The organism is Sphingomonas sp. DMC8 (assembly GCF_056314185.1).
This window is the reverse complement of the sequence record NZ_JBQUYV010000001.1, coordinates 402,346-428,647: the sequence shown is the minus strand read 5'-3', so window position 1 is coordinate 428,647 and position 26,302 is coordinate 402,346. Positions and strand designations below refer to the sequence as shown.

The window sequence follows — 26,302 nt, the reverse complement described above, 5'->3', positions numbered from 1 at the left end:
GGAAACAGGAGATCAGACCTGCCCCCTCGCCTAGCGGGCTACGATCCCCTACATCGCCCGTCATGTTTACCTTCGACATCACCACCGGCAGCAAGGCCGACCTGTATCACGACCTTGCCGCCGCGCTAGATTCGCTGACCGCGGGCGAGCCCGATCCCATTGCCAACATGGCCAATGTCTCGGCGCTGATCGGCCAGTATCTGCCCGATCTCAACTGGTCGGGCTTTTACCGCAATATCGGCGACGAATTGGTGCTGGGGCCATTCCAGGGCAAGGCGGCGTGCATCCGCATTCCTTTCGGCAAAGGCGTGTGCGGCAAGGCGGCCATTACGCGCGAGACGCAGCTGGTCGAGGATGTCCACGCCTTTCCGGGCCATATCGCCTGCGACGCGGCCAGCCGATCGGAACTGGTGGTGCCGATTGTTCACCAAGGCGAGTTGTTGGGCGTACTCGATCTCGACAGCCCGATGCCGGCGCGGTTCGATGCGGGAGACGCGGCGGGGTGCGAGGCACTGATGCGCATCCTGGCGCCGCGTATCGCCGGGTAACGGCAAGACCAATCTCAGCCTCCCGTCGCTCTGCGAAGGAAAGCTGAGGATGACCTGCAAATACAGCCTGCCCCGTAATGGGATTCTGTTAAGCATCCTCTCCCTTTTGCCTGCGCGTACCGAAAGGTTACTCTGGCGTTAAGCGATAGCGCGTCCGGAATTACAGGGAGTGGGCAATGCGGGGCATGATGTTGGTGGTAGCCGTGGCAGCCGGGGTCGGCCTGGCGAGCCCCGCAGCGGCACAGCAGATCTGGCAGAATGGCCGGTGGGTGGTCCTCCCGCATCCCGCCCCGTCGGGCGTGGCAATGGATGCCGGCCGCTGGGGCCCCGTAGTCGACGGTCGCTGGGAAGCGGCAACGCGCGCGCCCGGCGGCTGGGACGCCTATCGCCGGCCCGATCGGGGGATGAAGCTGCCGCGCTACTGGCGCGATCCACGCTTCCGCATTCCCGATTATCTCAGCTTCGGCCTGGCCGAACCGCCGCTCGGCTATCACTGGGTGCGCTATTATGACGACGCCGTCCTGATCGACGAAGGCGGGCGCGTGTGGGACTCGATGGGCGGCATCGCCTGGAGCGCCACCGCGATCGCTTCCTCGAACGGCGACGTCCGCTATGCCACCGCCCGTGCCGGCGCACCCTATCCGCCCCCGCCGCCGCGCGGCGTCATCCAGCCGGTCGATCCCAACGTCTATTATGACCGCGGCGACTATCGCGTTGGCAGCGACGTGCGGATTGCGCCGGCGCCCGGCTATGACCGCGCGCCGCCGGTGCAGGTCTATACGACACCCGGCTGCGTGCAGGCCTGCGGCAGCTATGGCTATTCGAACTACGGCTATGGCGGCGGCTACGGCGCGGGCTATGCCGGCGATGCGCGGACGACGACCTATTATGCCGGCGGCGGCACCACCACCACGGTGATCATCGGTCCGCCGATCGTCACCACCACGGTCGAGGAAACCGTTACCACCTCCTATGTTCGCAGTGCTGCCCGCGCCCGGCGCGTGGTCCGCCATGCAGCGCCGCGCCCGCGCGTCCGGGCACAGTGCTGCGCCTGCGGCTGCCGCTGAGCCGCAACCGGCTCAGCGTTCGCGCCCGCCAAAGGTGACGAGGCTCTCGGCGCCATCCGGGGCAACGGCAGCAACACCGACAAACGTATCGTCGACGATCACGCCCTTGAGCAGGGTGCGCGTTTCGCTGCCCGGCACGTCGACATGCGCGGTCCAGGCGCTCGCATCGGCAGCGCGCCAATAGACGCGATATTTCGCGGCAGCCGGCACCGCACTCCATTGGACCGGCGTATCGGTCGCAAGCGCGCCGCCGATCGTCACCTTGGGCGGTGCAGCCGGTGCGCTCGCCAGCCGGCGCAGCGTCGCAACGTTCAGCGCCGTGACCTTGGCGAGATAGGGGAAGTCCATTCGGTCGACCGTATCGCCATAGGTCTTGCCGCCTTCGGTGCGCAGGTCCTGATGCTGGGCATCATAATTCTCGACCCCGACCGAGAAGCGCACCGCCGGATAGCCCAGCGCCAGAAACGGGCTGTGGTCGCCGCCACGCCCGAACCGGTCGGGGCGCCGGATCATCAGCACGTTCAGCCCGCCCGGCAGGTTCGCCGCGACACTGCGGATCGCCTTGGCGAGCGCACGGCTTGGGCCGTCATCCTCGCCGCCATCGGCACGGCGCGCCTTCTGCTCGGGCAGCGTCTCCGAATCGCGAATGCCTTCGGAGAACACGCGCACCCGATCCGCCACGCGCCGCCCGTCCTGGCCGATCGTGTTACCGACAATATCGTTGTTGAGCACGGCGGAGACGGTCCAGCCACGCGCCTTCGCGGTTTCGGCGAGCAGCTGGCCGCCATAGAGCCCCTGTTCCTCGCCCGACAGCGCCGCATAGACGATGGTCGCGCGGAACTTGTGCTTGGAGAGGATCCGTGCGGCCTCCAGCACGAGCGCCACGCCCGAGGCGTCGTCGTTTGCGCCCGGCGCGTCGGCGGTGGCGTTCATCACATCGGTGACGCGGCTGTCGATATGCCCCATGACGATGACGACGCGGTCCGGGTCGCTGCCGCGCTGAATACCGAGCACATCGACAATGCGGACGCCACCCGGCGCGCGCGGCCCCTGGAAATCGCGGGCAACCTCCGAAACGGCGATGCAGCCGCCGCAGTCCGCGCCGATTCTCGCCATCTCCGCGCCGAACCAGCGCCGCGCGGCGCCGATGCCGCGCACCGGATTGTCGGGATCGGACAGGGTATGGCGGGTGCCGAAACTTACCAGCTTCTCGACGCTGGCCTTCAGCCGGGCAGGGTCTGGCCGTTCCTGCGCGGCGGCCGGTGTGGCGAGCAGGAGGAGCGAGGCAAGGGCAAGGATGCGCATGGCGCCATGCTCGCGCGGCCGGCGGCGGCGGTCAATCAGCTAAGCCGGTCGATCGCGTCCATGTCGAGCGAGCCCGGAATGATCATCACCGGCACGCTCAGCTTGCCGGCATCGGCGCCGGTGAAATGCGACACCAGCTTGCCCGGCGCGCCGCTGGGGGCAGCGCCCAGCACCAGCGCGGCGATGTCATGATTTGCCGCCAGCATCTCGCGCACCACCTTCGGCCCGTCGCCTTCACGTACGGTGATCGAGGGGGTCAGCCCCGATTCGGTGAACAGCGTACCGGCCGCGCGGGCGACCAGTGCCTCGGCACGTTCGCGGGCTTCTTCCTCGATCGTCGCCATCACGCCGCCCCATTGGACGAACTCCTGCGGTGGCAGGAGCGCGAGAATCTCGACATTGCCGCCGGTCTTTACCGCGCGCCGCGCGGCGAAACGCAGCGCAATCTCGGCCTCGGGCGAATCATCGATCACCACCAGATAGGTGCGCATGGGCTGCTTTCCTGTCGCTCGCGCGTTGTTAGGTGGACCCCGATTGCACGAAGCGCAAGAGCGGGGCTTGACCCTAGGGAGCGCGGCGGCAAAGGAGAACGCCAAGCACCCCAGGACCAACGACGGGAACCTTCATGGGAATCGAAATCAAGATGCCGGCACTTTCTCCCACCATGGAGGAGGGCACGCTTGCCAAGTGGCTCGTCAAGGAAGGCGATACGGTAAAGTCCGGCGACCTCCTCGCCGAGATCGAGACCGACAAGGCGACGATGGAATTCGAAGCGGTCGACGAAGGCGTGATCGGCAAGATCCTGGTCGCCGAAGGCACCGACAATGTAAAGGTCGGCACCGTGATCGCGATCATCGCCGGTGAGGGCGAAGATGTCTCGACCGCCACCGCAGCACCTGCCCCGGCTGCTGCTCCCGCGCCTGCTGCTACTCCGGCAGCGGCGCCTGCGCCGACCGTTGCGGCCGCTGCGCCTGCACCGGCCCCCGCCGCGTCCGGCGACCGCGTGAAGGCGAGCCCGCTCGCCCGCCGCATCGCCGCGACCAAGGGCATCGATCTGGCGGCGGTTGCGGGCACCGGCCCCGACGGCCGCATCGTCAAGGCGGACGTCGAGGGCGCCAAGCCGGGCGCCGCTCCCGCCGCACAGCCCAGTGCGGCTGCCGCGCCGACGCCGGCCGCTGCACCGGCTGCCGCTGCCGAGACCAAGGCAGTCTGGTACGACGACTCGATCCCGCACGAGGAAGAGAAGCTCTCCAACATCCGCAAAACGATCGCGCGTCGCCTGACCGAGTCGAAGCAGACCGTCCCGCACATCTACCTGACCGTAGACATCCGCCTCGACGCGCTGCTCAAGCTGCGTGGCGAGCTCAACAAAGCGCTGGAAGCGCGCGGCGTGAAGCTGTCGGTCAACGACCTGCTGATCAAGGCGCTGGGCGTCGCGCTGGCGCGCGCACCGAAGTGCAACGTCACCTACACCGGCGAAAAGCTGATCAAGTACAGCCGTGCCGACGTGTCGGTCGCGGTGTCGACGCCGACCGGCCTGATCACCCCGATCATCAAGGACGCGGCGAACAAGAGCGTCTCCGCCATCTCGACCGAGATGAAGGACCTCGCCGCCCGCGCCCGCGACGGCAAGTTGCAGCCGCACGAATATCAGGGCGGCACCGCCAGCCTGTCGAACATGGGCATGTACGGCATCAAGCAGTTCGAAGCGGTGATCAACCCGCCGCAGGGCATGATCATGGCGATCGGCGCGGGCGAGAAGCGCCCCTACATCGTCGACGACGCGCTGGCAGTGGCGACGGTGATGAGCGCCACCGGCAGCTTCGACCACCGCGCCATCGATGGTGCGGACGGGGCCGAGATGATGAAGATCTTCAAGGAACTGGTCGAAGCCCCGATGGGCATGATCGCCTGAACGGAGACCGGCGGTGCGCGTCCTGATCGAAGTGCTGCACATCGTCGCGGGCCTGCTCGCGGCAGTGGTGATCGCGTCGCTCGCCGCCTGGTCGTACCGCCGCGCCACCGCCGACATATGGCTGGTGGCCTATGGCGCGATGGTAGCGGTGGTGGCGATGGGCATCGGGCCGCTGCGGCGCGCCTATGCCCTCGACCGCCAGACGCTGCGCGACAGTGAGGAGGTCGCCCGCAATGATTGACCAGAATGGCGGCCCGCCTGATCGCCAGCCCGCGATCCGCGTGACGACGATGCCGGCGGATACCAACCCCTATGGCGACATTTTCGGCGGCTGGCTGATGAGCCAGATGGACATGGCCGCAGGCCTTGTCGCCTCGCGCTATTCGCGCGGGCGTGCCGTGACGATCGCGGTAGAGGGGATGAAGTTTCACTCCCCCGTGTCGGTCGGCGACGAGGTCTCAGTCTATGCCGAGCTGATCAAGGTCGGCCGCACCTCGATGTCGATCGAGGTCCAGGCCTGGCGGCGCGGCCGGCATGTCGAGGAAAGCTGCCTGGTGACGCAGGCGCAGTTCGTGTTCGTAGCGATTGACGAGCACAAGCGCCCGCGGCCGGTGGAGGCGATTGCGTGATACCCGCGCGGAGCAACGGCGTGCCATGCAATGCGCCGGCTCCGCACTATTTTCTCCCCAGCCCTCCCTTGCCAACGGGGAGGAAGCAGAAGGAAACACACCTTGGCTGAAACCTACGACGTCATCGTTCTCGGCTCGGGCCCCGGCGGCTATGTCGCGGCGATCCGGGCGGCCCAGCTTGGCCTGAAGACCGCCATCGTCGAGCGCGAGCTGCTCGGCGGCATCTGTCTCAACTGGGGCTGCATTCCCACCAAGGCGCTGCTGCGCTCGGCGGAAATCTATCATTACATGCAGCACGCCAAGGATTACGGCCTGATCGCCAACCAGATCAGCGCCGACCTCGAGGCCGTGGTGAAGCGCTCGCGCGGCGTCGCCAAGCAGCTGAATCAGGGCGTCACGCACCTGATGAAGAAGAACAAGATCGCGGTGCACATGGGCACCGGCGTGCTGACCGCGAAGGGCAAGCTGACCGTCACTGCCGCGGACGGCAAGAAGACCGACCTGGAAGCGAAGAACATCATCGTCGCGACCGGCGCGCGCGCCCGCGACCTGCCCTTCGCCAAGGCCGATGGCAAGCGCATCTGGACCTATCGCCATGCGATGACGCCGACCGAGATGCCGACCAAGCTGCTGGTCATCGGCTCGGGCGCGATCGGCGTGGAGTTCGCCAGCTTCTACAACGACATGGGCGCCAAGGTGACGATCGTCGAGATGCTCGACCGAATCGTCCCGGTGGAAGACAAGGACATCTCCGCCCACCTCGAAAAGGCGTTCAAGCAGCAGGGGATGAACATCCTCACTTCGACCGGCGTCGAGAAGCTCGACGTGACGGCGACCGGCGTGAAGGCGTCGATCAAGGGCCAGGACGGCAAGGTCACCGTCGAGGAATTCAGCCACGTCATCGTCGCGATCGGCATCGTGCCGAACACCGAGAATATCGGGCTGGAGACTCTGGGCGTGAAGACCGAGCGCGGCCATATCGTCACCGACGGCGCCTGCCGCACCAATGTGGACGGCCTGTGGGCGATCGGCGACGTCACCGCGCCGCCCTGGCTCGCGCACAAGGCCAGCCATGAGGGCGTGATCGCGGCGGAAGCCATCAATGGCGGCCACCCGCACGCGATGGACCCGCGCAACATTCCGGGCTGCACCTATTGCCACCCGCAGATTGCCAGCGTCGGCCTGACCGAAGCCAAGGCCAAGGAAGCGGGTTATGAGGTCAAGGTCGGCAACTTCCCGTTCATCGGCAACGGCAAGGCGATCGCGCTCGGCGAGCCCGAAGGCTTCGTGAAGACCGTGTTCGACGCGAAGACCGGGGAGCTGCTCGGCGCCCACATGATCGGCGCGGAAGTGACCGAAATGATCCAGGGCTATACGATCGGCAAGACCGGCGAACTGACCGAGGCAGAGCTGATGCAAACGGTGTTCCCGCACCCGACGATCAGCGAGACGATGCACGAGGCCGTGCTCGGCGCATACGGCCGCGCGCTGCACATCTGATCCGGCCGCGGCGCGGGGGACGCCGTCGCCTGCGCCGATTGCCGCCAGAAGACCGGTGGGGCGTCGCGGGACCGCTTCCGCGCCGCTACCGGCTTTCGTAAAGTGGCGATGATGCGGCGCACCATTGCGCCCCGCACCGCCACACCGAAAGCCAGAGCATGACAATCACTTTTGCAAACCGCCCTGGCGAACCCGGCGCAACCGCGGTGCGCCCGCTGCGCCGCGTGCCGGTATCGCCGGAGCGCAAGGCTTGGTCGCTGCTGGCGCTGGCCGCGCTGCTATGCATCGGGAGCATCCTGTTCTTCTGGCCGGGCGTGGCCACTTATGACAGCGTGGTCCAGTATCGGCAGGTCGTGAGCGGCCGCTATGACGACTGGCACCCGCCCGCGATGGCGCGGCTATGGTCGCTGTTCCACGCCGCCGGATGGCACGGGCAGGCACCGCTGTTTCTGCTCCAGATGCTGCTTTACTGGACTGGGCTGGGCCTGTTCGGCGCCGCACTGGCGCGACGTGGAGCCGTGCTCGCGGGCGCAGCCGTGGTTGTGCTGGGGCTATGGCCGCCCTTTCTGGGCTGGCAGGTGCCGGTACTGAAAGACGGCCAGATGATCGCCGGGCTGGTGGCCGCTGTCGGAATCGCCGGCTTCTGGCGACTGCAGGCCCGCCCCCTGCCCTGGCCCGCCGCTGCCCTTGTGCTGATGCTGCTCGGCTATGCGACGCTGGTGCGCTTCAATGCCGCCTTTGCGACGGTGCCGTTGGCCTTCGGGCTGGTGGGCAGCGGGCGCTGGCATCGCCCGCGACTACAAGGCGCGGCGATGCTCGCGGGTATCGCCTTGTGCCTGGCACTGCTGCCGACGATCAACCAGCGGCTTCTGGTCGCCCGCCCCAGCGGGGTGGAGCGCGCGCTGCCGCTGTTCGATCTGGGCGGGATCGTCCACCGCGATGGGCCGGGCGCGGTGCCGATCGTGCCCGCCGCCGAGTGGCGACAGGCTGAGGCGGATGGCTGCCTGAACCCGATCCTGTGGGACTCGCTCGGCGACTCCGATGCGTGCGGCTATATCATGGACGAGTTGCACGACCGCGCCCCCGGCAGCGCGCTGATGGGCGAATGGGTGGGGGCGATTGCACACCATCCGCTCGCTTATGCCGGGCATCGCCTGGCGCACTGGAATGCCGAAATGCGCTGGTGGGTGCCGGCCGGTTTCCCCTCCGCTGCGCCGCCGGCAGGGTCAGAGCCGAACACGCTCGGCCTCCGCTCTCCGGCAACGCGCGTGGCGGGCTTCCTCGCACTTTGCACGACGCTGGCGCAAAGCGCGGTCGGCGCGCCGATGCTGTGGCTGGCGCTGTCGTTCACGGCGCTCGCCTGGGCCTGGCCGGTGTGCGACAGCCGCACCAGCCTGGCCGTCACGCTGGCGCTGTCGGCGATTTTCGGCGAAGGCGCGTTCCTGCTGATCGGCATCGCCCCCGATTATCGCTACCATGGCTGGGCAATGCTCGCTGCCGCCATGGCGATGGCACTCGTCGCGGGAGAGCCGGTGCCGCCGCTGCGCCGCCGGCTGGGCGTTGCGCTGGTACTGATGGTGCTGGGCGTCGCCGTGGCGGCACGCATGACGCTCGCGCCAGTCGCGCTGCGGCTCTGAAGGGTTGCCGCCCGCCGGCAGATCGGCGATTCCCGCGCCGTGCTGGTTTGCAGCACGGGAGCAATGACAATGACGACAGCCTATTCGCTGGTCGATGTGTTTCATGATGGACCGTTCACCGGCAACCCGCTGGCGGTGGTGCATGGCGGCGGCGATCTCGACACCGGGACGATGCAGGCCATCGCGCGCTGGTTCAACCTCAGCGAAACCGTGTTCCTGCTGCCGCCGAGCGTGCCGGGGGCCGACTATCGCGCCCGCATCTTTACGCTGGAGCGCGAACTGCCCTTTGCCGGCCATCCGACGCTGGGCACCTGCCATGCGTGGCTGGCGGCGGGAGGCGCGCCGATGGCTGGCGACCGCATCGTTCAGCAATGCGGCGCGGGGCTGATCCCGATCCGCCGCGATGCCGACCGGCTTGCCTTTGCCGCCCCGCCCCGCATCCGCAGCGATGCAGTCGATGCCGATACACGCGCCGAAATTGCGGCGGTGCTGCGCATCGACCCCGCCGCGATCATCGATTGCCGCTGGGCCGACAATGGCCCCGGCTGGGTCGCAGTGCTGCTAGAATCGGCCGAAGCGGTGCTGGCCGTCGACCCGATCCGCCACCATGTGGGCCGAATCGAGATCGGCCTGATTGGCCCCCACAAGGCCGGCAGCCCGATTATGTGGGAAATCCGCACGCTGTTCAGCGATGCCTTTCACGGGATCATCGAAGACCCGGTAACCGGCAGCTTCAACGCCTCCGCCGCGCAATATCTCTATGAGACCGGCCGCGTGACCGGCCCCTATGTCGCTGCGCAAGGCACTGCACTCGGGCGGCGCGGGCGAATCTTCGTCGACTTCGCGGCAGACGGGCAGGCCTGGATCGGCGGCCGCACCCTCACCATCGCCGAAGGGACGCTGCCGGGGCTCGACGCGCTCGGCTAAACCGGCCCGGCCACCAGCCATGAAAAAGCCCGCCGACGCGATGCGCTGGCGGGCTTTTTAAATGGTGGGCGCGGCAAGGATTGAACTTGCGACCCCTGCGATGTCAACACAGTGCTCTACCACTGAGCTACGCGCCCGAAACCGGGAAGCGGCCCTCTAGCGGGGCTTTGCCGCCTGCGCAAGTGCCGAAACTCAATTTTGCCCGACATTCTCCGAGGCGAACATGCGATCGACCTCCAGCACCAGATCGCGCAGGTGGAACGGCTTGGACAGAACCCGCGCCTGCGGCACCTGCTTGCCGGCCCGCAGCGTGACGGCGGCGAAGCCGGTGATGAACATCACCCGCATCTCCGGCGCCATTTCGCTCGCGCGCTGCGCCAGTTCGATGCCGTCCATCTCGGGCATGACGATGTCGGTCAGGAGCAGGTCGAACCGCTCGCTTTCCAGCAAGGGCAGCGCGGCCGTCCCGCGATCGACGGCGCTGACCGAATAGCCGGAGCGTTCGAGCGCGCGGGTCAGATATTCCCGCATCGCGCGATCATCTTCGGCCAGCAAAATCCGGATCATTGAAACCCCATGCAACCTGTTGGGCGCGTATTCTATGAGCCAAGCGATTAACATTTTCCAGCCGGATGCGCCCGGCCGTTGCCGGGGAGCGGGGTTGCGCCTAGGCTGCGCGGGTGAGCGCGTCCTCTCCGTTCGAGCGACATGGCCCGGAAACGCCGGTGAGTCCGGTGGTGCTGTCTGTGCCACACGCCGGGCGCGACTATCCGCCAGCGCTACGGGAAGCGCTGCGCGTGCCGGTCGCCGCGTTGCGGGCGCTCGAAGACCGGCACGTCGACTCGATCGCACTGGCGGCACGGCGCGACGAAACGCTGTTCGTGGCGACTCGGGCACGCGCCTGGATCGACCTCAATCGCGCCGAGCACGACCGTGACCCCCAGATCGACGAGGGCGCGCAGCAACTTGGCCGGCCGCTATCGACCAAGGTGCGCAGCGGGCTCGGACTGGTGCCGCGGCGGGTGGGCAGCGTCGGCCAGTTCTGGTCGCGCCGCTTCGCCGCCGATGAAGTCGCAGCCCGCATTCATGGCGACCACCGCCCCTATCATGCCGCGCTGGCGGCAGCGCTGGCGGCCGCACACGCACAGTTCGGCATTGCCCTGCTGCTCGACATCCACTCGATGCCGACGCTGGGCGCCACGCCGGGCACGCCGCGTCTGGTGATCGGCGACCGGTTCGGCCGTACGGCGAGCGCCCGCTTCACTGCGCGGGTGGAAACGGTGGCGCGCCATCACGGCATCGCCATTGCCGCCAACGCACCCTATTCGGGCGGCCACATATTGGAGCGGCACGGCGATCCGCGGCGGGGCGTGCACGCCATCCAGCTCGAATTCGACCGCACTCTCTATCTGGATCCCATGCTCGACGGGCTGGGCACCGGCGCACCCGCGACCGGACGGTTGCTGCGCGGGATCATCGACGCGCTGACGGACGAAGCGTTGCCCGGCGCCCTCGCAGCCGAATAACCGGCACCCCACATAAAAAACCACCTCGTGGAAGCTCCACGAGGTGGCCAAGGTTCAGGGAGGAGACACGCCCGGAGGCGTGCCGTACGACGTCGCGAAAGGGGGGACACGAGCCGTACAGGACGAATATAGGCAGCGGGGAAATGAGTTCAAGACGCCCCGTCGCAAACCATTCCCGATGCGGGTATTTTTTACCGCGGCCGGCCGTGGCCACGAAAAAGGGCGGCGGTCCCCCTGGAAACCGCCGCCCCTTCCTTTTGCCTGAACCGGCAGATCAGCCGACCAGCTGCACTTCCGGCTGCCAGCCCGCACGCACCTGACGCGCGAACAGTTCGCGCATCTGGGCCAGCGAGAAGAGATGGGCATAGATCAGCGGCAGCATGCCGTTCTGGACGATCTTGCGCAGCTGATCGCCCCGCAGCTCGTTCAGCTTGGCTTCGTCGACCATCATGAAGCCGCGATAGATGAAGGGCTGTGCCGCGCCGTCGGGCTGGATCGAGACTTCGCCGTCGATCAGCAGGCCCAGTTCCTTCAGGTCGTTCATGAAGGCGCTGGTGCGCATGCCGGCCTGTTCGAACTGCTCGTTGAACTGCAGGATGCCCTTGGTGATTTCGGTCGGTTCGCCATTTTCGAACAGCGGCTGGCCGTCCTCGAACGCGCCGACCATTTCCGACGTGGGATCGAAGCACAGCGACAGCTCGTCGGTATCCGGGCGCAGCCGGGCGAGCAGATAGGGATAGCGGCGGATATAGGCCGGCACGTAGAAGTTCGGCTCGACCAGCTTGCCTTCGGCGTCAAAGAAGGTGTTCAGCCCTTCGTTGAGCGCCATCAGGCCCAGCGGCACGGGATCATCGCCAACCGAAAAGACGATCGGCATGAAACGCTGCACCAGCGGGAATTCCTCGACCGTCACCGGCACCGCATGCTGGGTAGCCAGGAACGCGGCATGGTCCACCGAGCGCGCCTTGAAATCGGCATGGACCTGGCTCGAAAGCGGTTCGATCTGGTTGTAGAAAAGCGGAAGCGATTGCGGCGCGCTGGCCATGTTGGTCTCCTGAGGGCGTCTGACGCCTTGGTAAAGAATGTTTGTGGCGCGCGCGGGTCTATGGCGTCGCCGGTTCGGGCGCAAGCGCGACGAGCTTGCCTGGATTGAGAATGAGGTTCGGATCGAGTGCCGCCTTGATCGCCCGCAGCGCGGCAATGCGGGCAGGCGGGCTCAGCCGCGCCAGTTCGTCGCGCTTCATCTGGCCGATGCCATGTTCGGCGGAAATCGATCCGCCGGCTGCCACCACCATGTCATGCACCAGCCGGGTGATCTGCGGCCCGTCCTCAGCATACCAGCGGGCACGATCGGCCCCCTTGGGCGCGCGAACGTGGAAATGGACATTGCCGTCCCCCAGATGGCCATAGGCAATGGCATGGGTACCGGGGAAGCGGGCCTCTGCCTCCGCCCCCCCCTCGACCATGAAACGCGGCATGTCGTCGACCGGCACCGAGATGTCATGCTGCACCGCCGGCCCGGCGGCGCGTTCCGCCTCCGAAATCGAATGACGGATGCGCCAGAAGCTTTCCGCCTGCGCCTCGCTCGCGGCGATCACGGCGTCTTCGACAAGCCCCTGCTCGATGGCCGGGGCGAGCAGCCGCTCGAGCGTGAGTGCGGGCGACTCGGCGGCGGGGTCGCCGGTCACTGCTTCGATCAGGACATGCCAGCGATGTTGCCCGCCGAGCGGCGCGCGTGTGCCGGGCACATGCTCCAGCACCAGCGCCACGGTGTCGTCGGGCATGATCTCGAAGCTTTCGATCATGTCCGTTGCCGCCTGCAAACGCCGCAGCAATTGCAGCGCCCGGTCCGGCCCCGGAACGCCGACCCACGCGACCGCGCGGCCGGCCGCCGCCGGCACCAGCCGCAGCGTGGCGGCGGTGACGATGCCCAACGTCCCCTCGGCGCCGATCAGCAACTGGTTGAGGTCGTAGCCGCGATTGTCCTTCTTGAGCGCGGCCAGCCCGTCATGCACCGATCCGTCGGGCAGCACCGCCTCGACGCCCGCCACCAGTGCGCGCATCGTGCCGAACCGCAGCACCTGCACGCCGCCGGCATTGGTGGAAACCAGCCCGCCGATCGTCGCACTGCCCCGCGCGCCCAGATCAAGCGGGAAGCGGCGGCCCGCCGCCTCCGCGGCCTCGCGGAAGGTCGCCAGAATCACCCCGGCCTCTGCCACGGCCAGATTGGCCTCGGGCGTCATCGAGCGAATCCGGTTCATCCGCCGCGTCGACAGCAGCAACGCCGATCCGTCGACGGGCGGCACTGCGCCGCCGACCATGCCGCTATTCCCCCCCTGCGGCACCAGCGGCACGCGCAGTTCGTTCGCCAGCCGCACCAGCGCGCTTACCTCCGAGGTTTCTGCCGGCGCTAGAATCGCGGGGGCGGCGCCGGTGTAGCGACCGCGCCAGTCGGTGAGCCAGGGTTCGATCGCTTGCGGATCAGTAATCGCCGCCTTCGGACCGAAATGGTCATGGGCAAAGGCCACGATCCGGGATTGTGCAGGTGTCATCACCATTGCGCGATAGCACGCACTGGGGCAGTTCATCCACTGTTCAAGCCGATGTGATATACCGCTACCCTGTCATGCCGCATCTTCTCCCCGCAGCTTCCGGACTCATGCTGTTGCTTGCCGCACCCGCGGCAACACCGGCGATGCCGGAACCATGGCAGGGCCAGCCGCCGGCGGTGCAGCAGCATGTCGTCATTCACGTGCCGCGCATGACCGTGACCAGTACCACCTTCGTGCTTCGCAGCGCCCCACCGCCTGCCATTGTAGAGCGCAAGGCCAAGAACTGCATTCCGGTCGATCGCCTGCAGGGCTTTACCGTCAATGCCGCCGACAGCGTCGATCTGGTGCTGGAAGACGGATCGCTGCTCCGCGCCAAGTTGGGCTCCGAATGTCCGGCGCTCGGCTTCTATAATGGCGCCTATGTCCGGCCGACCAAGGACCGCAAATTGTGCGCCGGCCGCGATTCGCTACGGTCTCGATCGGGCAGGTCCTGCGCTATTCAGCAGTTCAAGACACTGGAACGCGCCCGCTGACGCTTGACTTTTGGTGACGAATACGCAAGCGGAAAAGCCTCTTGAGGCGCGGCAAACGCGCCCATTTTCCGGAAAATTGCATGAGCTTTGCCGATCTCGGCCTTTCTGACGACCTTCTCCGCGCGGTAACCGACGCTGGCTATACCGAGCCGACGCCGATCCAGCGCCAGGCGATCCCGTCGGTACTGATGGGCAAAGACCTGATCGGCATCGCCCAGACGGGCACCGGCAAGACAGCGGCCTTCGTGCTGCCGATGATCGACATTCTGGGCGAAGGCCGCACCCGCGCCCTGATGCCCCGCTCGCTGATTCTGGAGCCGACCCGCGAACTGGCCGCCCAGGTCGCCGAGAATTTCGAGAAATACGGCCTCAACCACAAGCTCTCGATGGCACTGCTGATCGGCGGCGTACAGATGGGCGACCAGGTCAAGGCGCTCGAAAAGGGCGTGGACGTGCTGATCGCCACGCCGGGCCGGCTGATGGACCTGTTCGGACGCGGCAAGATCCTGCTCACCGGCTGCAACCTGCTGGTGATCGACGAGGCGGACCGGATGCTCGACATGGGGTTCATCCCCGATATCGAGGAAATCTGCACCAAGCTGCCGAAGAACCGCCAGACCCTGCTGTTCTCGGCAACCATGCCGCCCCCGATCAAGAAGCTGGCGGACCGGTTCCTGACCGATCCCCGCACGATCGAAGTCGCGCGGCCGGCCACCACCAACACCAACATCACCCAGCGCATCGTCGAAGTGCCCGCCAGCGGCTTTGCCAAGCGGGCCGTGCTGCGCGCGTTGCTGCGCGAAGAAGGCGTGTCGAACGCGATCATCTTCTGCAACCGCAAGACGACGGTGCGCGAGCTGAACAAGAGCCTGAAGAAGCACGGCTTCCGTTCGGCCGAAATCCATGGCGACATGGACCAGCCGGCGCGCATTGCCGAGCTGGACCGGTTCAAGACCGGCGATGTCGACATTCTCGTCGCCTCCGACGTCGCCGCGCGCGGGCTGGACGTGAAGGGCGTGAGCCACGTCTTCAACTTCGACGCACCCTGGCATCCGGACGATTATGTCCACCGCATCGGCCGCACCGGCCGCGGCGGCGCCACCGGCACGGCCTATACGCTGGTCGCGCCGGACGATGCGGAGAACATCCAGCAGATCGAAAAGCTGACCGGCCACAAGATCGAGCGGGTGCCGAGCCCGGTCGAGGCGGAGGCCGGCGAAGCCGCCCCGCCGAAGCGCGAGCGCAGCAGGAAGCGCAGCGCCGCGCCGGAGCCCGCCGCCGAGGCTCCCGCACCGCGCGCCAAGCGCGAGGCACCGAAGCGTGAGACCCCGAAGCAGGAACGCAGCCGCCGCGACGAGCCGCGCGCCGGCGACCGCCCCCGCGACGACCGCCGCCGCAACCGCAACGAGGATGACGGCCCGGACGAAGGATGGAACGGCCCGATCCCGGACTTCCTGAACTACGTCATCGGCGGCTGATGGGCGGGCGAGCGCTGCTCGTCGGCCTGTTGGCCCCGCTGTTGCTGGCAGGCGGGATTGCGCCCGATCCGGCGCCGAAAGTGGCAGCGCGCTCGCTGCTCGATCTGCCGCGCCCGCTGCCTGCCCCCTATCGCGACCCGGAGGGCGCCGAGGCTGCCGTCACCGCGGCGCTGGCCCGCGCCAAGGCTGCCCACAGGCCGCTGCTGCTGGTGTTTGGCGCCAACTGGTGCGCCGATTGCCGCCTGCTGGCCGGGGTATTCGCCCTTCCCGAGATGCGCGCCTGGGTGCCGAAACATTTCGAGCTGGTCGATGTCGATGTGGGCGAGTTCGACCATAATATCACGCTCGGCAAGCGCTTTGGCGCCCGCGTCGTCCATGCGGTGCCGACGGTGATGGTGATCGATTCCGTCACGGGCCGGCTGCGCAATGTGGGCAAGGAAACCGAACTCGCCCAGCTTCCGACCCGGCCGCAGGCTGCCGCCGATTGGCTGGCACGCTGGCAGTAAAGCCGTGACGGCGGCGCCCACGCCCCATCTTTCGTTCACCCTGCGCCCCGCCGGGCACGCCGACATCCCCTATCTGCTCCGCCTCGAAGAGACGTGCATGCGCGCCTATGCCGAAGCGCTGTGGGGAAGTTGGCGACCCAGTGCACCGGCCGAGCGCTTCGACACCGCGGGCATTGAGGTGATCGAGCGGGACGGCGTGGCGCTGGGTTGCGTCGCCGAACGCTGGCAGGCGGACCATCTCTATATCGGCCGGCTCTATATCGATGCCCCGTTCCAGCGACAGGGCATCGGCGCCGCGGTGCTGGCGCTGAAAGTGGAGCAGGCCGCAAGCCGCGGCCTGCCGGTCCGGCTGAGCGTGCTGGCCACCAACCCGGCCATCGCCTTTTATCGCCGCGAGGGCTTTGTCGTGGAGGCCGAAACGCCCGAGCGCCGCACGATGCTGAGGCCGGCGGAATCATCCGAATAGCGTCGGATGCGGGTGGCGAAGTTTAGGAAGTTTAGGCGCAGACGCAGTTTTCGGGAGCCGCCGAGCGAAGTTGAGAACTGGGCGAGTGTCTCTATTTTATCGATTTATATCAATGTCTTATCTCCGATAAGACGGGGATCGATCGACGCTGAAAGGGCGGCTCGTTCCCCCGGCGCTGCGGACAATGGATTCCCGCCTTCGCGGGAAGGACGGCGGTTTTGCGGTACTGTTTTCCCGCCCGCTCCTATACGATTACTCCCGCTCTCCATGCGGCCGGGCGCTACCGGAGCAGCGCTACTGCCGGAGATGCCAGCGTGCGCCGGCGTGGCGGTGGGGGATAGGTCGCATCCCGACTGCCTGGTATCAGAACGGTTCAAAGAGCGGCGCCCGCGATCGCGGACACCCGGAACAAATAGTAAACAACGGCGCAATTTCAAGCCCAGGCGAGGCTCGCAACTGGCTCTTTCGCTTCCCTCCCTGCATAGCAGGGAGGGGTCGGGGGTGGGTGCGAGGGCGATAGCCCGAGCGACACCCTCGTGACGAGGGGCATGGTCACAGCGTTCGCCCCGTGCCGGCTATGCACGCAGCCTGTCAGGCGGCACGCACGGCTAAAGTAAGGAGTCTTTAGAAGCGCGCAGACGCGCGCTCCCACCCCGGCCCCTCCCTTTCAGGGAGGGGAGCGATAGACCGATTGCGCTCCTCCCTACGGATGGCACATGGCGGATTTGGGGGGCCGCCCTAGAACTTCGCTCCCGCGCGGATGCCGAAGGTTCGCGGCGTGATCGGCACGATATACGACCGCTGGCCGCACGAGCCGCATTCCTGGAAGCGCGAAAGCTGGCCGCGTTCGTCGGTGAGGTTGCTCACGAACAGCTCGATGTTGAACCGCTGGAACTCCATGCCCGCCGATGCGCCGAGCGTGGTGAACGCCTCCAGCCGGCCGAGCTGCGCAGCCGGGTTGATGATCGCGCCGGTGCCCGTCTGGTAGATCGCAGTGCGGATGTCCGACGATGCCGAGCTCTGATGCGCGACGGTGAACTGACCGAACGCCTTGTTCGCCCCCACCGGCACCGTGTAGCGCGCGGTGCCGCTCACCTTGAATTGCGGGGTGATCGGCAGGCGCGTGCCCGCAGGCGCCGAGACGAGGTTGCCGCTGCCGCTACACGTATAGGTCGGATCGTCGGCCAGACACAGATTCTGCCGCGTCTTCGCGTCGGTGTACGACCCCGAAGCGTTCAGCGAGAGCCCGCCCGAGCTATAGGCGATGTCGCCTTCCACGCCGCGGATGCGGGCGTTGGGGCCGTTATGAATCTCGGTGAAGCTGTTGGCGCCGAGGAAGGCGAACTGGAACTTGTCCCAATCCTGCTGATAGACGGCCGCATTGACGCGCAGGGCGCCGCCCAGCCAGGTCGTCTTCACGCCCAGCTCGTAATTGGTGAGGAAGTCGGCGCCATAGGGCTTCACGTCGACGCGGCGGTTGATGCCGCCCGGGCGGAAGCCGCGCGAGACGGTGCCATAGGCCATGATACCCTTCACCGGCTTCCAGCTGAGGTTGAAGCGATAGGTGCCGCCCTGCCCCGATGCCTCGACCGGCTGGATCCCGCCGCCGACGGTATAGACGCCCAGATTGGTGCAGGGGCCGCCGGGCACTGCCGCCGGCAGCAGCGTGGTGCTGCCGCCCGTCGCAAGCGCATCGCGCAACCGCTGGCCGCTGGTGGTGAAGCACTGCGCCACGCCGGTCTTCGAGCTTCCGGCGGCATTATATGGCGTGGCGGTGAAGCCATTGGCAGGATTTCGGCCGAAGCCGAAAAAGCCGATCAGCGTATTGTCATAGATATAGGCGCGGCCGCCCGCCGTGGCGGTGAGCGTCGGCGTCAGATCGTAGCTGACTTCGCCGAACGCAGCATAGTCGCGGTCGATGCGGTGCTGCTGCGTCAGCCACAGCGTACCCGGATGGCCGTTGACGCTGAGGGCATCCGCCAGCCCCGGCACCTGATAGTCCTGATGAATGTCGTTCGACTGATATTGGTAGAACAGGCCCGCCACCAGCCGCAGCCGTTCGTCCTGCGGCGAGGCGACGCGCAGTTCCTGGCTGGTCTTCTTGAAATGGTCGGTCGCGACAATGTGCTGGCGCGGATCGATGGTGGTGCCGGCATTGTTCGTGAAGAAGAAGGAACCGGCAATGCCGCCCGCCGAGGAATAGAGCGAGTCATAGGCCTCGGCATAATCGGTATAGTCGCTCGACTGGGTATCGCGCCGGTCGAGATAGGCGCCGGCATAGGTGAGATCCCAGTTGCCCAGCTTGCCCTCGACCGTCAGCGCCGCCTGGATGAAGCGGTCGCGGCGATATTCGGGGAAGAAATGCTGGACCTGCAGGTCACCGACCTTGGGATCATAGCCATAGGAGCCGTGGCTGCGCGTTTCCTGGTAGATGACGCCCGGCGTCACGGTCCAGTTGTCGTTGAGATCGACCTTCAGCGCGGCGCGGCCGCCCCAGATGTCGGTGTCGTTATAGTTGTTCTTGACGAACGCCTGGTTGTTGACCGCGATGCCACCATTGGTCGCCTTGCAGGCATTCGATGTCGTCTCGGGCAGGAAGCTGCGGCAGCCGGGCACATTGTCGATATAGCCGGCATCATGTTCGTAGAAGCCGACGACGCGCAGCGCCGCCATGCTGCTGATCGGCACGTTGAGCATGCCTTCCAGCTTGCCGCCCACGCCGCCATGATCGACCGTGTTCACTTCGCTGTCGACGCGGCCGTACAGCCCCTTGGTATCGGGCTTGTTGGTGATGATTCGGATCGTGCCCGCTTCGGACGAGGCGCCGTACAGCGTGCCCTGCGGCCCCGACAGGCTCTCGATGCGGGCGATGTCATAGACATGGACGTCGAGATTGCCGCCGATCGTGGTGACCGGCTGTTCGTCCAGATACACGCCCACCGACGGCAGCGAGCCCGAATGGTTGCCGTCACCGCCCGACGCGACGCCGCGCATATAGACAACGTTGGTGCCCGGCGTACCGCCCAGCGCCTGGAAGGCCACCGAGGGCAGCTGCTGCGCATAGTCGGCGAAGTTGGAGATGTTCAGTTCGTCGAGCTTCTGGGTGCCCAGCGCCTGGATGCTGATCGGCACGCTCTGGATGCTTTCGCTCCGCTTCTGCGCGGTAACGACAATCTCGGTCGGGTTGTCGGCCTGACCGGAATCGGCGGGCGGCGGGGCGGCGGTCTGCGCCAGTGCCGGGGCGCCGGCAAGCATCGAGGAAGCAAGGAAAAGCGAGCGAACGAGATGGCGAGGCAGGCGCATGAAATCCCCCAACCGATGTTGCGGCGCAGCGTCCTTTTCGGCCGGCGTTTCGTCAAGCGGGCCGGCGCGGAATGTTGCTATACTGTGACATAACTACCACGTTATTGCGGGGTTAGGCGATCCCCCGCATCGAATGGTGCGCACGTCACAGCCCGGTTGGAACTTCCGGATAGTGCGTCAGCACCGGGCCCAGCGCATCCTCCAGCGGCCCGAGCCACGGCTGAAACGGCTTCCACGCCGTCATCCCCTCGCGAAAGATCGGCTGGCGCACCTGCTCCGAACTGGCGGTGCGCACGGCGCGCTCGGTATTGTAAAAGGCGAGGCAGCCCGGCTCGAACGCCAGCCCGCACGCCGCCAGCAGCGCGCGGACCTGCGCTTCGGTATCGCCGACCATCGCCTCGTAGAAGACGCGGTGGACGCGGCCGGGCGCGACCGCATCGACATGCGCCATCAGCCGCACATAGTCGCGATAATAGCGCCCCATATCCTCCAGACCGTAGCTGAACGCCTGGCCGCGGGCGAAATGCTGCTTGAAGTTGGAGAAGCAGCAGCCGAGCGGATGGCGCCGCGCGTCGATAATCCGCGCGTTGGGCAGTGCCAGCAGGATCAGCGGCACGTGCAGCCAGTTGTTCGGCAGCTTGTCGATGAAATAGGGCCGGTCGGTGCGGCGCTGGACGCGCGTGCGCTTGAGATAGGCCTCGCCCAGCGCGTGCAGCCGCTCGGGCGCCACCGCCGCCATGCCTGCAGGATAGTCGGGAATGCCGCGCGCGAGCAGCGGCAGGTCGGGCAGCTCCATCGTGCCTTCGACCAGGCTGTGGCTCGACAATATCTGCTCGATCAGCGTCGATCCGGCGCGCGGCATGCCGACCACGAAAATGGGGTCGGGCGCATCGAACCCGCGCCCTTCGCGCGCGGCAAGCAGCGCCGGCGTCAGCGTCGCGATCTGCGCATCGACCTGCGCGCGGGTTTCTTGCGGGTCGTAGCGAAGCTGCTGCCGGCGCAGGGCATTGCCCGCAGCATAATGCTCGAACGCCGCCGCCGCCTCGCCGCGATCCTCCAGCGCCTTGCCCAGCGCGAAATCGAGGTGAAACCGGTCCTGCTCGGCCAGATCGCCCCCGGCCAGCGCCGCCTGCATCGCCGCGACATCGGCATCGTCGAACCGCACCGTCTTCAGATTGGCGAGGCTCCACCATGCCTCGCCCAGCGCCGGCATCAGCGCGATCGCCTTGCGATAGGCGGCGATGCCGTCGGCCTGGCGCCCCACGGTGCGCAGCATATGGCCGTAGCTCATCCACACGCGCGATTGCTTCGGCGCCTGTTCGAGCACGCGCTCATAGAGCGCAATCGCGGCATCGAAATCACCAAGCCGCGCCTTGGCCGCTGCCTCCAGATTGGCATGGCCGGGATTGTCCGGCTCCTCCGCCGTCACCAGCGCCAGTTCGGCCAGCGCCTCGGTCGGGCGGTTGAGGCGGTAGAGCACCAACGCCAGATTGGCGCGCGCCGGGGTGAAGCCGGGCGCCAGTTCCACCGCGCGACGCAGCAGCGATTCGGCATCGCGATAGCGGCCGATCCGCCCCGCCAGCTCCGCGAACATGCGGATCGCCGGCACGTCGAACGGGTCTTCCTTCAGATGCTGGCGCAGCAGCGGCTCGGCCAGTTCCAGCCGGTTGTCGTTCATCGCCATCGCGGCTTCGATCAGCCGCGGATGATAGCGCCCTGCCGTCGCCAGCCAGCTCCGTGCGCCCTGCGCCTTCGTCATGCGTGTTCCCCGCTCACCGCGCCAGCATCGGCGAGCGGGGCGCCGGGATCAAGCCGGCTGTGCAGCCGCCTGTTCCGCCACCAGATCATCGTCCAGCTTCCAGCCGCGCCGATAGGCCTCGCGGACCTGCACCCGCTCGACATAGGCCATGAAGGAATCGCGCTTGGGCAACATGCCGAACAGCGTCGTCCAGCCGATCTGCGAGCCGAGATAGACATCGGCGGCGGTGAAGCGATCGCCGGTGGCATAGGGGCGCGACGACAGCAGTTCGTCGAGCACGTCGACCACCAGATCATAGCTGCCGTAGCCGAACATCCGGCTCTTGTCCTCGGCACTCACGAACTGCGCGGCATGGTTGGTCGTCGCCTGCTCCACCGGCCCGGCGGCGAAGAACAGCCAGCGATAATAATCGGCGCGCTCGTGCGGGCGCGGGCCGAGCCCGGCTTCGGGAAAGGCATCGGCCAGATAGGCACAGATCGCCGCGCATTCGGTGACGACGCGGCCGCCATGGACAATCGCGGGCACCTTCCCCATCGGGTTGATCGCGCGATAGGCCTCGCTCTTCATCGTCGAGGCATAGTCGAGCACCTCGACGCGATAGGTCGCGCCCACTTCCTCGAGCATCCACCGCGCGATCCGCCCGCGCGATTGCGGGTTGGTGTATAGAATCAGTTCCTCTGCCATGGCCGGCCTCCCTGTTGCCCGACTCGGCCAGTCGGGAACATTAAGAGAACATGAGGGCCGTCGGAGGTCAATCCGATTCGCTACAGCGCGGCAGCGAACAGCGCGAGCAGCCGCCCCCAGGCGCGGTCGGCCTGGGCGGGATTGTAGACGCGGCTGTCCGGCGGGCACCAGCCGTGCATCGTCCCCGCATAGACTTCGATTTCCCCCGGCACCTTCGCTGCCGCAAAGGCGCTGCGCAGCATATCCTTGTCGCCCGGCGCGCGGGCGTCGTCATTTTCGGCGATGGCGAGCAGATAGCGGCCGTGCATCTGCGGCACCAGCCGGTGCGGGCTGTCCTCCGCCGCCGTCACCAGCGGCGCGCCGTGGAAGCTGCCGCCGGCGCGGATGCGGTCCGGCAGCGCGGCGGCAGTGCGGAACACGAACGGACCGCCCATGCAATAGCCGGTGGTGCCCATGCCGCGCTTGCCATCCACTTCGGGCTGGGCATCGAGAAAGGCGACGAAGGTCCGCGCATCAGCCGTGACCGCGGCGGGCGTCAGCGGCTTCAGCCAGGGCATGATCTTCGCGCGCACCTCGGGCTGGTCGAACGATTCCCCCGGCTGGAGGAACGGGGCGCGGGTCGAGCGGTAGAACTGGTTGACCGTCAGCACCGCATAGCCGGACTGGGCCAGCCGGTCGGCCATCTGCCGGAAGGCGGGGCGCAGACCCATGATGTCCGGCCACACGAGCACGGCCGGATGCCGGCCGCTGGTGGGCGCGACGAAATAGGCATCGGCAGTGCCGTCGGCGGTCGCGATCGTCACGTCGCGGCCCTTCACTGCGGCGGCGTTGGCCGGCGCGGGCAGGATCGCGGCAACGCCGGCAGCGGCGGCCGCAGCGGTGAAGCCCCGGCGCGTCAGCGTACCGAGCGCGCGGTCGTTTTCGGCGGCGGTATGTTCGTCACACATGGCGATCCTCCTCTTGGCGGCATTGCACCCTCACCCTCCCTCTCCCAAGGGAGAGGTGTGAAAGTCCCTCTCCCTGCGGGAGAGGGAGGGAGGCGCGAAGCGCCGGAAGGGTGAGGGTGACGATCCATCGGCACCCAAGGCGTTGATAGCCCGCCCGATCCTCCCCGAAAAGCAAAACGGGCCCCGGCGCATCCGCCGGAGCCCGTTTCGATCCGCCATGCGGCAGGATCAATGCTTGAACAGGCTCTCCGCCGTCGGTTCGGCATGGGTTTCGGGGTGATATTCATGCCCATGCGCAGCCGCGTCACGCTCGGCGCGGAGCTGTTCGATCAGCGCCTCGCGGTCGCCTTCCAGGCGGGTGTCGGTCGGTGCCTCAATGCCGGCGGCCTTGGCTGCCTTGGCGACAAGTGCGTCGAGCTCACGCTGCGAGCACAGGCCCAGCGTCACCGGATCCTTCGGCACGATATTGGCGATGTTCCAGTGGGTGCGATCGCGAATCGCAGCGATGGTGGTGCGGGTGGTGCCGATCAGCTTGCCGATCGCGCCATCCGACACTTCCGGGTGGTTGCGCAGGATCCAGGCGATGCCGTCCGGCTTGTCCTGGCGCTTCGACACCGGGGTGTAGCGCGGGCCCTTGGTGCGGCGGACCTGCTCGGGGCCCTTCTGCATCTTCAGGACGTAGTTGGGATCCTTCTGGCCCTTTTCGATCTCGTCCATCGTCAGCTCATGCGCGCGCACGGGATCGCGACCGGTGAGCTTGGTGGCGGCCATGTCGTCGGCAATCGCCTGCACTTCGAGAATGTGGAGCCCGCAGAATTCGGCGATCTGCTCGAAGGAGAGCGATGTGTTGTCGACCAGCCAGGAAGCGGTCGCATGCGGCATCAGCGGCTGGGCCACGGTGAAATCTCCGGAACTTGAAACAATAAGGGCCGCCCATCACGGGCGGCCACCATGGGGCTGATTTAGGGTAGGTTGCGCTCCGGGGCAAGCTTTTCTCAGGCGGCCGCGCGTTCGCCCCCCATCGGCACCAGCGCATTCAGGAACTGGCGGGCGCTCGCTTCCCAGGTAAAGCTGCGGCCATAGGCGGCGCAGGCGGCGGGATCGCGGGTCAGCGCCTCGGCGATGCTGGCGGTCAGGTCGTCGCCCATCGCCCCGACTTCGGGGGTCAGCACGTCAATAGGGCCGGTGACCGGATAGGCGGCAACCGGCACGCCGCACGCCATCGCCTCGATCATCACCAGCCCGAACGTGTCGGTGCGGCTGGGGAAAACGAACACATCGGCGGCGTTATAGGCCGAGGCGAGCTCGGCGCCGAACATCGCCCCCAGGAAATGCGCCTCGGTATAGCGGGCCTCGAGCATCGACCGCGCCGGCCCGTCGCCCACCACCACCTTGCTGCCGGGATGGCTGCTCTGGAGGAACGCCTCCAGATTCTTCTCGATCGCGACGCGGCCGACATAGAGCTGCACCGGCCCCGGCAGATCCGCCATGCGCGGATGCGGGGCAAGGCCCGGGTGGAAATTGGCGAGATCGACACCACGGCCCCAGTGGCGCACCTGCTTCAGCCCATGGTCGACCAGCGACTGGCGGATCGACGCGGTCGAGGCGAGGATTGCCGAGCTGGGGGTGTGGAACCAGCGGATATAGCGCCAGATCCATTCCGCCGGCACGCCCGAGCGCGCCGAAACATAATCGGGGAACTGGGTGTGATAGGCCGTGGTGAAGGGCCGCTTCTGGCGCAGGCACCAGCGCCGGGCGGCAACGCATAGCGGCCCCTCGGTCGCCAGATGGATGGCGTTGGGCCCGAATTCCTCGAGCATCGTCCCCACCGCCGCGACGCTGGTGATCGCCAGCCGGATTTCGGGATAGGTCGGGCAGGGCAGCGAATAGAAGCGGTCGGGCGAGACGACCATCACCTGATGGCCCTGGCTTTCCAGCACACGCCGCACCGACTGGAGCGTGCGGACGACCCCGTTGACCTGGGGTTCCCAGGCATCCGTTACGATGGCGATACGCACGGGTTCGACCTCCGCCGCTGCCGTCACGCCGCCGCCAGTCTGACCTCGGACTCCTGGCCCGCCTCGCGCGCCGCCATTTCCTCGGCCCAGTGGAGAATTTCCATGGTACCGTCGTAATGCTCCACCAGCGCGGTGCAACCCTCAACCCAATCGCCGTCGTTATAATAAGCGACGCCTTCGATCGCGCGGATCTCTGCCTTGTGGATATGCCCGGCGATAACGCCGTCGACACCGCGGGTGCCGGCTTCGCGCGCGACGATCTCTTCGAACTTCGAAATGAACGACACGGCGTTCTTCACCTTCTGCTTGGCATATTTGCTGAGCGACCAGTAGGGCAGGCCCATCCAGCGCCGCACCATGTTGAGCCAGCGGTTGAGCGCCATCATCATTTCATAGGCCGCGTCGCCCAGATGGGCGAGCCAGCGGTGCGACATGGTGATCGCGTCGAACTCGTCGCCGTGCAGCACCAGCAGGCGGCGGCCATCGGCCGTGGTGTGGATCGCCTGACGCTTGATCTTCACGCCGCCGAAATCCAGCCCGGTGAACTGGCGGAACATCTCGTCATGATTGCCGGGGATGTAGATGATCTGGGTGCCGCGCTTCGCACGCTTCAGCACGCGCCACACGATGTCGTTGTGCGTCGCGGGCCAGTAGAAGCGCTTCTTCATCGCCCAGCCGTCGATAATGTCGCCCACCAGATACATGGTGTCGCTGTCGACATGGTCGAGAAAGTCGATCAGCATCTCGGCATTGCAGCCGCGCGTGCCGAGATGGACGTCCGAAATCCAGATCGCCCGATATTTCCGCCGCTGGGTAATCGCGCGTTCCGGAATGGCCGGAGTCGATTCATGAAAGTCCGCCAGACCGGCGACGTCGAACGAAAGCCTGGTGATCGTGGCCATTGCCAAGTTCCCGTGGATCGCAGTGCTTACCAGAGACTCGCCTATGGCGCGGCATTGTTACATTTCGAATCGTTTGAATTTCACCAGACTGTCATAGTCA

General features: G+C 66.8%; 25 protein-coding genes and 1 tRNA gene. 13 read left to right on the top strand and 13 right to left on the bottom strand.

What is annotated here, in order from left to right:
- Positions 1-62: 62 nt before the first annotated feature.
- On the top strand, positions 63-548 hold the full coding sequence (locus ACT53K_RS02015) for a GAF domain-containing protein (protein WP_476226858.1): 486 nt from the start codon (positions 63-65) through the stop codon (positions 546-548).
- A gap of 176 nt (positions 549-724) precedes the next feature.
- Positions 725-1,615: an RcnB family protein gene (locus ACT53K_RS02010; protein ID WP_476226857.1), complete on the top strand. Its 891-nt coding sequence runs from the start codon at positions 725-727 to the stop codon at positions 1,613-1,615.
- Between the two features lie 12 nt (positions 1,616-1,627).
- Here the strand turns inward: ACT53K_RS02010 and ACT53K_RS02005 are convergent, their stop codons facing one another.
- Together ACT53K_RS02005 and ACT53K_RS02000 are read right to left on the bottom strand one after the other, a co-directional pair.
- On the bottom strand, positions 1,628-2,920 hold the full coding sequence (locus tag ACT53K_RS02005) for a M20/M25/M40 family metallo-hydrolase (protein ID WP_476226856.1): 1,293 nt from the start codon (positions 2,918-2,920) through the stop codon (positions 1,628-1,630).
- Between the two features lie 35 nt (positions 2,921-2,955).
- Entirely contained in the window at positions 2,956-3,411 is a 456-nt protein-coding gene (locus ACT53K_RS02000) for a universal stress protein (protein ID WP_476226855.1), read from the bottom strand.
- 134 nt (positions 3,412-3,545) lie between these two features.
- On the opposite strand from ACT53K_RS02000, the gene ACT53K_RS01995 reads away from it, so the two are divergent.
- The 6 genes from ACT53K_RS01995 (at position 3,546) to ACT53K_RS01970 (ending at position 9,528) form a co-directional block, all read left to right on the top strand.
- Positions 3,546-4,835 (top strand): pyruvate dehydrogenase complex dihydrolipoamide acetyltransferase, encoded by a 1,290-nt coding sequence (locus tag ACT53K_RS01995; protein WP_476226854.1) that lies wholly within the window; start codon positions 3,546-3,548, stop codon positions 4,833-4,835.
- A gap of 13 nt (positions 4,836-4,848) precedes the next feature.
- Entirely contained in the window at positions 4,849-5,076 is a 228-nt protein-coding gene (locus tag ACT53K_RS01990; RefSeq protein ID WP_476226853.1) for a hypothetical protein, read from the top strand.
- Positions 5,069-5,464: an acyl-CoA thioesterase gene (locus ACT53K_RS01985; RefSeq protein ID WP_476226852.1), complete on the top strand. Its 396-nt coding sequence runs from the start codon at positions 5,069-5,071 to the stop codon at positions 5,462-5,464. The genes ACT53K_RS01990 and ACT53K_RS01985 overlap by 8 nt, the downstream gene beginning before the upstream one ends.
- 102 nt (positions 5,465-5,566) lie before the next feature.
- The gene (gene lpdA / locus ACT53K_RS01980) at positions 5,567-6,964 is read left to right on the top strand and encodes a dihydrolipoyl dehydrogenase (RefSeq protein ID WP_476226851.1); all 1,398 of its coding nucleotides are present in this window, start codon (positions 5,567-5,569) and stop codon (positions 6,962-6,964) included.
- 158 nt (positions 6,965-7,122) lie between these two features.
- On the top strand, positions 7,123-8,601 hold the full coding sequence (locus tag ACT53K_RS01975; protein ID WP_476226850.1) for a hypothetical protein: 1,479 nt from the start codon (positions 7,123-7,125) through the stop codon (positions 8,599-8,601).
- A gap of 69 nt (positions 8,602-8,670) precedes the next feature.
- A complete protein-coding gene (locus ACT53K_RS01970) occupies positions 8,671-9,528 on the top strand; it encodes a PhzF family phenazine biosynthesis protein (RefSeq protein WP_476226849.1) in 858 nt (285 codons plus the stop codon).
- A 62-nt stretch (positions 9,529-9,590) separates the two neighbouring features.
- Here ACT53K_RS01970 and ACT53K_RS01965 read toward each other — a convergent pair.
- Both ACT53K_RS01965 and cpdR read right to left on the bottom strand, forming a co-directional pair.
- Positions 9,591-9,665 (bottom strand) — tRNA-Val (locus tag ACT53K_RS01965).
- Between the two features lie 55 nt (positions 9,666-9,720).
- Positions 9,721-10,095: a cell cycle two-component system response regulator CpdR gene (gene cpdR / locus ACT53K_RS01960; RefSeq protein WP_476226847.1), complete on the bottom strand. Its 375-nt coding sequence runs from the start codon at positions 10,093-10,095 to the stop codon at positions 9,721-9,723.
- Between the two features lie 113 nt (positions 10,096-10,208).
- On the opposite strand from cpdR, the gene ACT53K_RS01955 reads away from it, so the two are divergent.
- Positions 10,209-11,054 carry an N-formylglutamate amidohydrolase gene (locus ACT53K_RS01955; RefSeq protein ID WP_476226846.1) on the top strand — a complete coding sequence of 282 codons (846 nt, stop codon included), beginning with the start codon at positions 10,209-10,211 and terminating at the stop codon, positions 11,052-11,054.
- A 274-nt stretch (positions 11,055-11,328) separates the two neighbouring features.
- Here ACT53K_RS01955 and ACT53K_RS01950 read toward each other — a convergent pair whose 3' ends face one another.
- Both ACT53K_RS01950 and ACT53K_RS01945 read right to left on the bottom strand, forming a co-directional pair.
- On the bottom strand, positions 11,329-12,099 hold the full coding sequence (locus ACT53K_RS01950) for a SapC family protein (protein WP_476226845.1): 771 nt from the start codon (positions 12,097-12,099) through the stop codon (positions 11,329-11,331).
- A gap of 58 nt (positions 12,100-12,157) precedes the next feature.
- A complete protein-coding gene (locus ACT53K_RS01945) occupies positions 12,158-13,612 on the bottom strand; it encodes an FAD-binding oxidoreductase (protein ID WP_476226844.1) in 1,455 nt (484 codons plus the stop codon).
- A 137-nt stretch (positions 13,613-13,749) separates the two neighbouring features.
- Between ACT53K_RS01945 and ACT53K_RS01940 the strand changes: the two genes are divergently transcribed.
- The 4 genes from ACT53K_RS01940 to ACT53K_RS01925 all read left to right on the top strand — a co-directional run bounded on the left by ACT53K_RS01940 (position 13,750) and on the right by ACT53K_RS01925 (position 16,589).
- A complete protein-coding gene (locus ACT53K_RS01940) occupies positions 13,750-14,139 on the top strand; it encodes a hypothetical protein (RefSeq protein WP_476226843.1) in 390 nt (129 codons plus the stop codon).
- Positions 14,140-14,219: 80 nt separating this feature from the next.
- A complete protein-coding gene (locus tag ACT53K_RS01935; protein WP_476226841.1) occupies positions 14,220-15,617 on the top strand; it encodes a DEAD/DEAH box helicase in 1,398 nt (465 codons plus the stop codon).
- On the top strand, positions 15,617-16,123 hold the full coding sequence (locus ACT53K_RS01930; protein WP_476226840.1) for a thioredoxin family protein: 507 nt from the start codon (positions 15,617-15,619) through the stop codon (positions 16,121-16,123). The genes ACT53K_RS01935 and ACT53K_RS01930 overlap by 1 nt, the downstream gene beginning before the upstream one ends.
- A gap of 4 nt (positions 16,124-16,127) precedes the next feature.
- On the top strand, positions 16,128-16,589 hold the full coding sequence (locus ACT53K_RS01925; RefSeq protein ID WP_476226839.1) for a GNAT family N-acetyltransferase: 462 nt from the start codon (positions 16,128-16,130) through the stop codon (positions 16,587-16,589).
- A gap of 738 nt (positions 16,590-17,327) precedes the next feature.
- Here the strand turns inward: ACT53K_RS01925 and ACT53K_RS01920 are convergent.
- The 7 genes from ACT53K_RS01920 to ACT53K_RS01890 all read right to left on the bottom strand — a co-directional run bounded on the left by ACT53K_RS01920 (position 17,328) and on the right by ACT53K_RS01890 (position 26,202).
- Entirely contained in the window at positions 17,328-19,892 is a 2,565-nt protein-coding gene (locus ACT53K_RS01920; protein WP_476226838.1) for a TonB-dependent receptor, read from the bottom strand.
- Positions 19,893-20,037: 145 nt separating this feature from the next.
- Positions 20,038-21,651, bottom strand: a complete 1,614-nt coding sequence (locus tag ACT53K_RS01915) for a tetratricopeptide repeat-containing sulfotransferase family protein (RefSeq protein WP_476226837.1) — start codon at positions 21,649-21,651, stop codon at positions 20,038-20,040.
- A 48-nt stretch (positions 21,652-21,699) separates the two neighbouring features.
- Positions 21,700-22,335: a glutathione S-transferase family protein gene (locus tag ACT53K_RS01910; protein ID WP_476226836.1), complete on the bottom strand. Its 636-nt coding sequence runs from the start codon at positions 22,333-22,335 to the stop codon at positions 21,700-21,702.
- Between the two features lie 80 nt (positions 22,336-22,415).
- Positions 22,416-23,282, bottom strand: a complete 867-nt coding sequence (locus ACT53K_RS01905) for a dienelactone hydrolase family protein (RefSeq protein WP_476226835.1) — start codon at positions 23,280-23,282, stop codon at positions 22,416-22,418.
- A 228-nt stretch (positions 23,283-23,510) separates the two neighbouring features.
- Positions 23,511-24,179 carry a DUF1013 domain-containing protein gene (locus ACT53K_RS01900; RefSeq protein ID WP_476226834.1) on the bottom strand — a complete coding sequence of 223 codons (669 nt, stop codon included), beginning with the start codon at positions 24,177-24,179 and terminating at the stop codon, positions 23,511-23,513.
- Between the two features lie 98 nt (positions 24,180-24,277).
- The gene (locus tag ACT53K_RS01895; RefSeq protein WP_476226833.1) at positions 24,278-25,300 is read right to left on the bottom strand and encodes a glycosyltransferase family 4 protein; all 1,023 of its coding nucleotides are present in this window, start codon (positions 25,298-25,300) and stop codon (positions 24,278-24,280) included.
- A 23-nt stretch (positions 25,301-25,323) separates the two neighbouring features.
- The gene (locus tag ACT53K_RS01890) at positions 25,324-26,202 is read right to left on the bottom strand and encodes a UDP-2,3-diacylglucosamine diphosphatase (RefSeq protein WP_476226832.1); all 879 of its coding nucleotides are present in this window, start codon (positions 26,200-26,202) and stop codon (positions 25,324-25,326) included.
- Positions 26,203-26,302 lie beyond the last annotated feature (100 nt).

Excerpts from the sequence above, each read along its gene's own strand:
- ACT53K_RS01890 (WP_476226832.1), bottom strand. The coding sequence starts at position 26,202 with ATGGCCACGATCACCAGGCTTTCGTTCGACGTCGCCGGTCTGGCGGAC.
- ACT53K_RS01930 (WP_476226840.1), top strand. The coding sequence starts at position 15,617 with ATGGGCGGGCGAGCGCTGCTCGTCGGCCTGTTGGCCCCGCTGTTGCTG.
- cpdR (WP_476226847.1), bottom strand. The coding sequence starts at position 10,095 with ATGATCCGGATTTTGCTGGCCGAAGATGATCGCGCGATGCGGGAATAT.
- ACT53K_RS01945 (WP_476226844.1), bottom strand. The coding sequence starts at position 13,612 with ATGGTGATGACACCTGCACAATCCCGGATCGTGGCCTTTGCCCATGAC.
- ACT53K_RS02000 (WP_476226855.1), bottom strand. The coding sequence starts at position 3,411 with ATGCGCACCTATCTGGTGGTGATCGATGATTCGCCCGAGGCCGAGATT.
- ACT53K_RS02010 (WP_476226857.1), top strand. The coding sequence starts at position 725 with ATGCGGGGCATGATGTTGGTGGTAGCCGTGGCAGCCGGGGTCGGCCTG.
- ACT53K_RS01935 (WP_476226841.1), top strand. The coding sequence starts at position 14,220 with ATGAGCTTTGCCGATCTCGGCCTTTCTGACGACCTTCTCCGCGCGGTA.
- ACT53K_RS01940 (WP_476226843.1), top strand. The coding sequence starts at position 13,750 with ATGCCGGAACCATGGCAGGGCCAGCCGCCGGCGGTGCAGCAGCATGTC.
- ACT53K_RS01905 (WP_476226835.1), bottom strand. The coding sequence starts at position 23,282 with ATGTGTGACGAACATACCGCCGCCGAAAACGACCGCGCGCTCGGTACG.
- ACT53K_RS01915 (WP_476226837.1), bottom strand. The coding sequence starts at position 21,651 with ATGACGAAGGCGCAGGGCGCACGGAGCTGGCTGGCGACGGCAGGGCGC.
- ACT53K_RS01995 (WP_476226854.1), top strand. The coding sequence starts at position 3,546 with ATGGGAATCGAAATCAAGATGCCGGCACTTTCTCCCACCATGGAGGAG.
- ACT53K_RS02015 (WP_476226858.1), top strand. The coding sequence starts at position 63 with ATGTTTACCTTCGACATCACCACCGGCAGCAAGGCCGACCTGTATCAC.
- ACT53K_RS01975 (WP_476226850.1), top strand. The coding sequence starts at position 7,123 with ATGACAATCACTTTTGCAAACCGCCCTGGCGAACCCGGCGCAACCGCG.
- ACT53K_RS01910 (WP_476226836.1), bottom strand. The coding sequence starts at position 22,335 with ATGGCAGAGGAACTGATTCTATACACCAACCCGCAATCGCGCGGGCGG.
- ACT53K_RS01950 (WP_476226845.1), bottom strand. The coding sequence starts at position 12,099 with ATGGCCAGCGCGCCGCAATCGCTTCCGCTTTTCTACAACCAGATCGAA.
- ACT53K_RS01985 (WP_476226852.1), top strand. The coding sequence starts at position 5,069 with ATGATTGACCAGAATGGCGGCCCGCCTGATCGCCAGCCCGCGATCCGC.
- ACT53K_RS01970 (WP_476226849.1), top strand. The coding sequence starts at position 8,671 with ATGACGACAGCCTATTCGCTGGTCGATGTGTTTCATGATGGACCGTTC.
- ACT53K_RS02005 (WP_476226856.1), bottom strand. The coding sequence starts at position 2,920 with ATGCGCATCCTTGCCCTTGCCTCGCTCCTCCTGCTCGCCACACCGGCC.
- ACT53K_RS01920 (WP_476226838.1), bottom strand. The coding sequence starts at position 19,892 with ATGCGCCTGCCTCGCCATCTCGTTCGCTCGCTTTTCCTTGCTTCCTCG.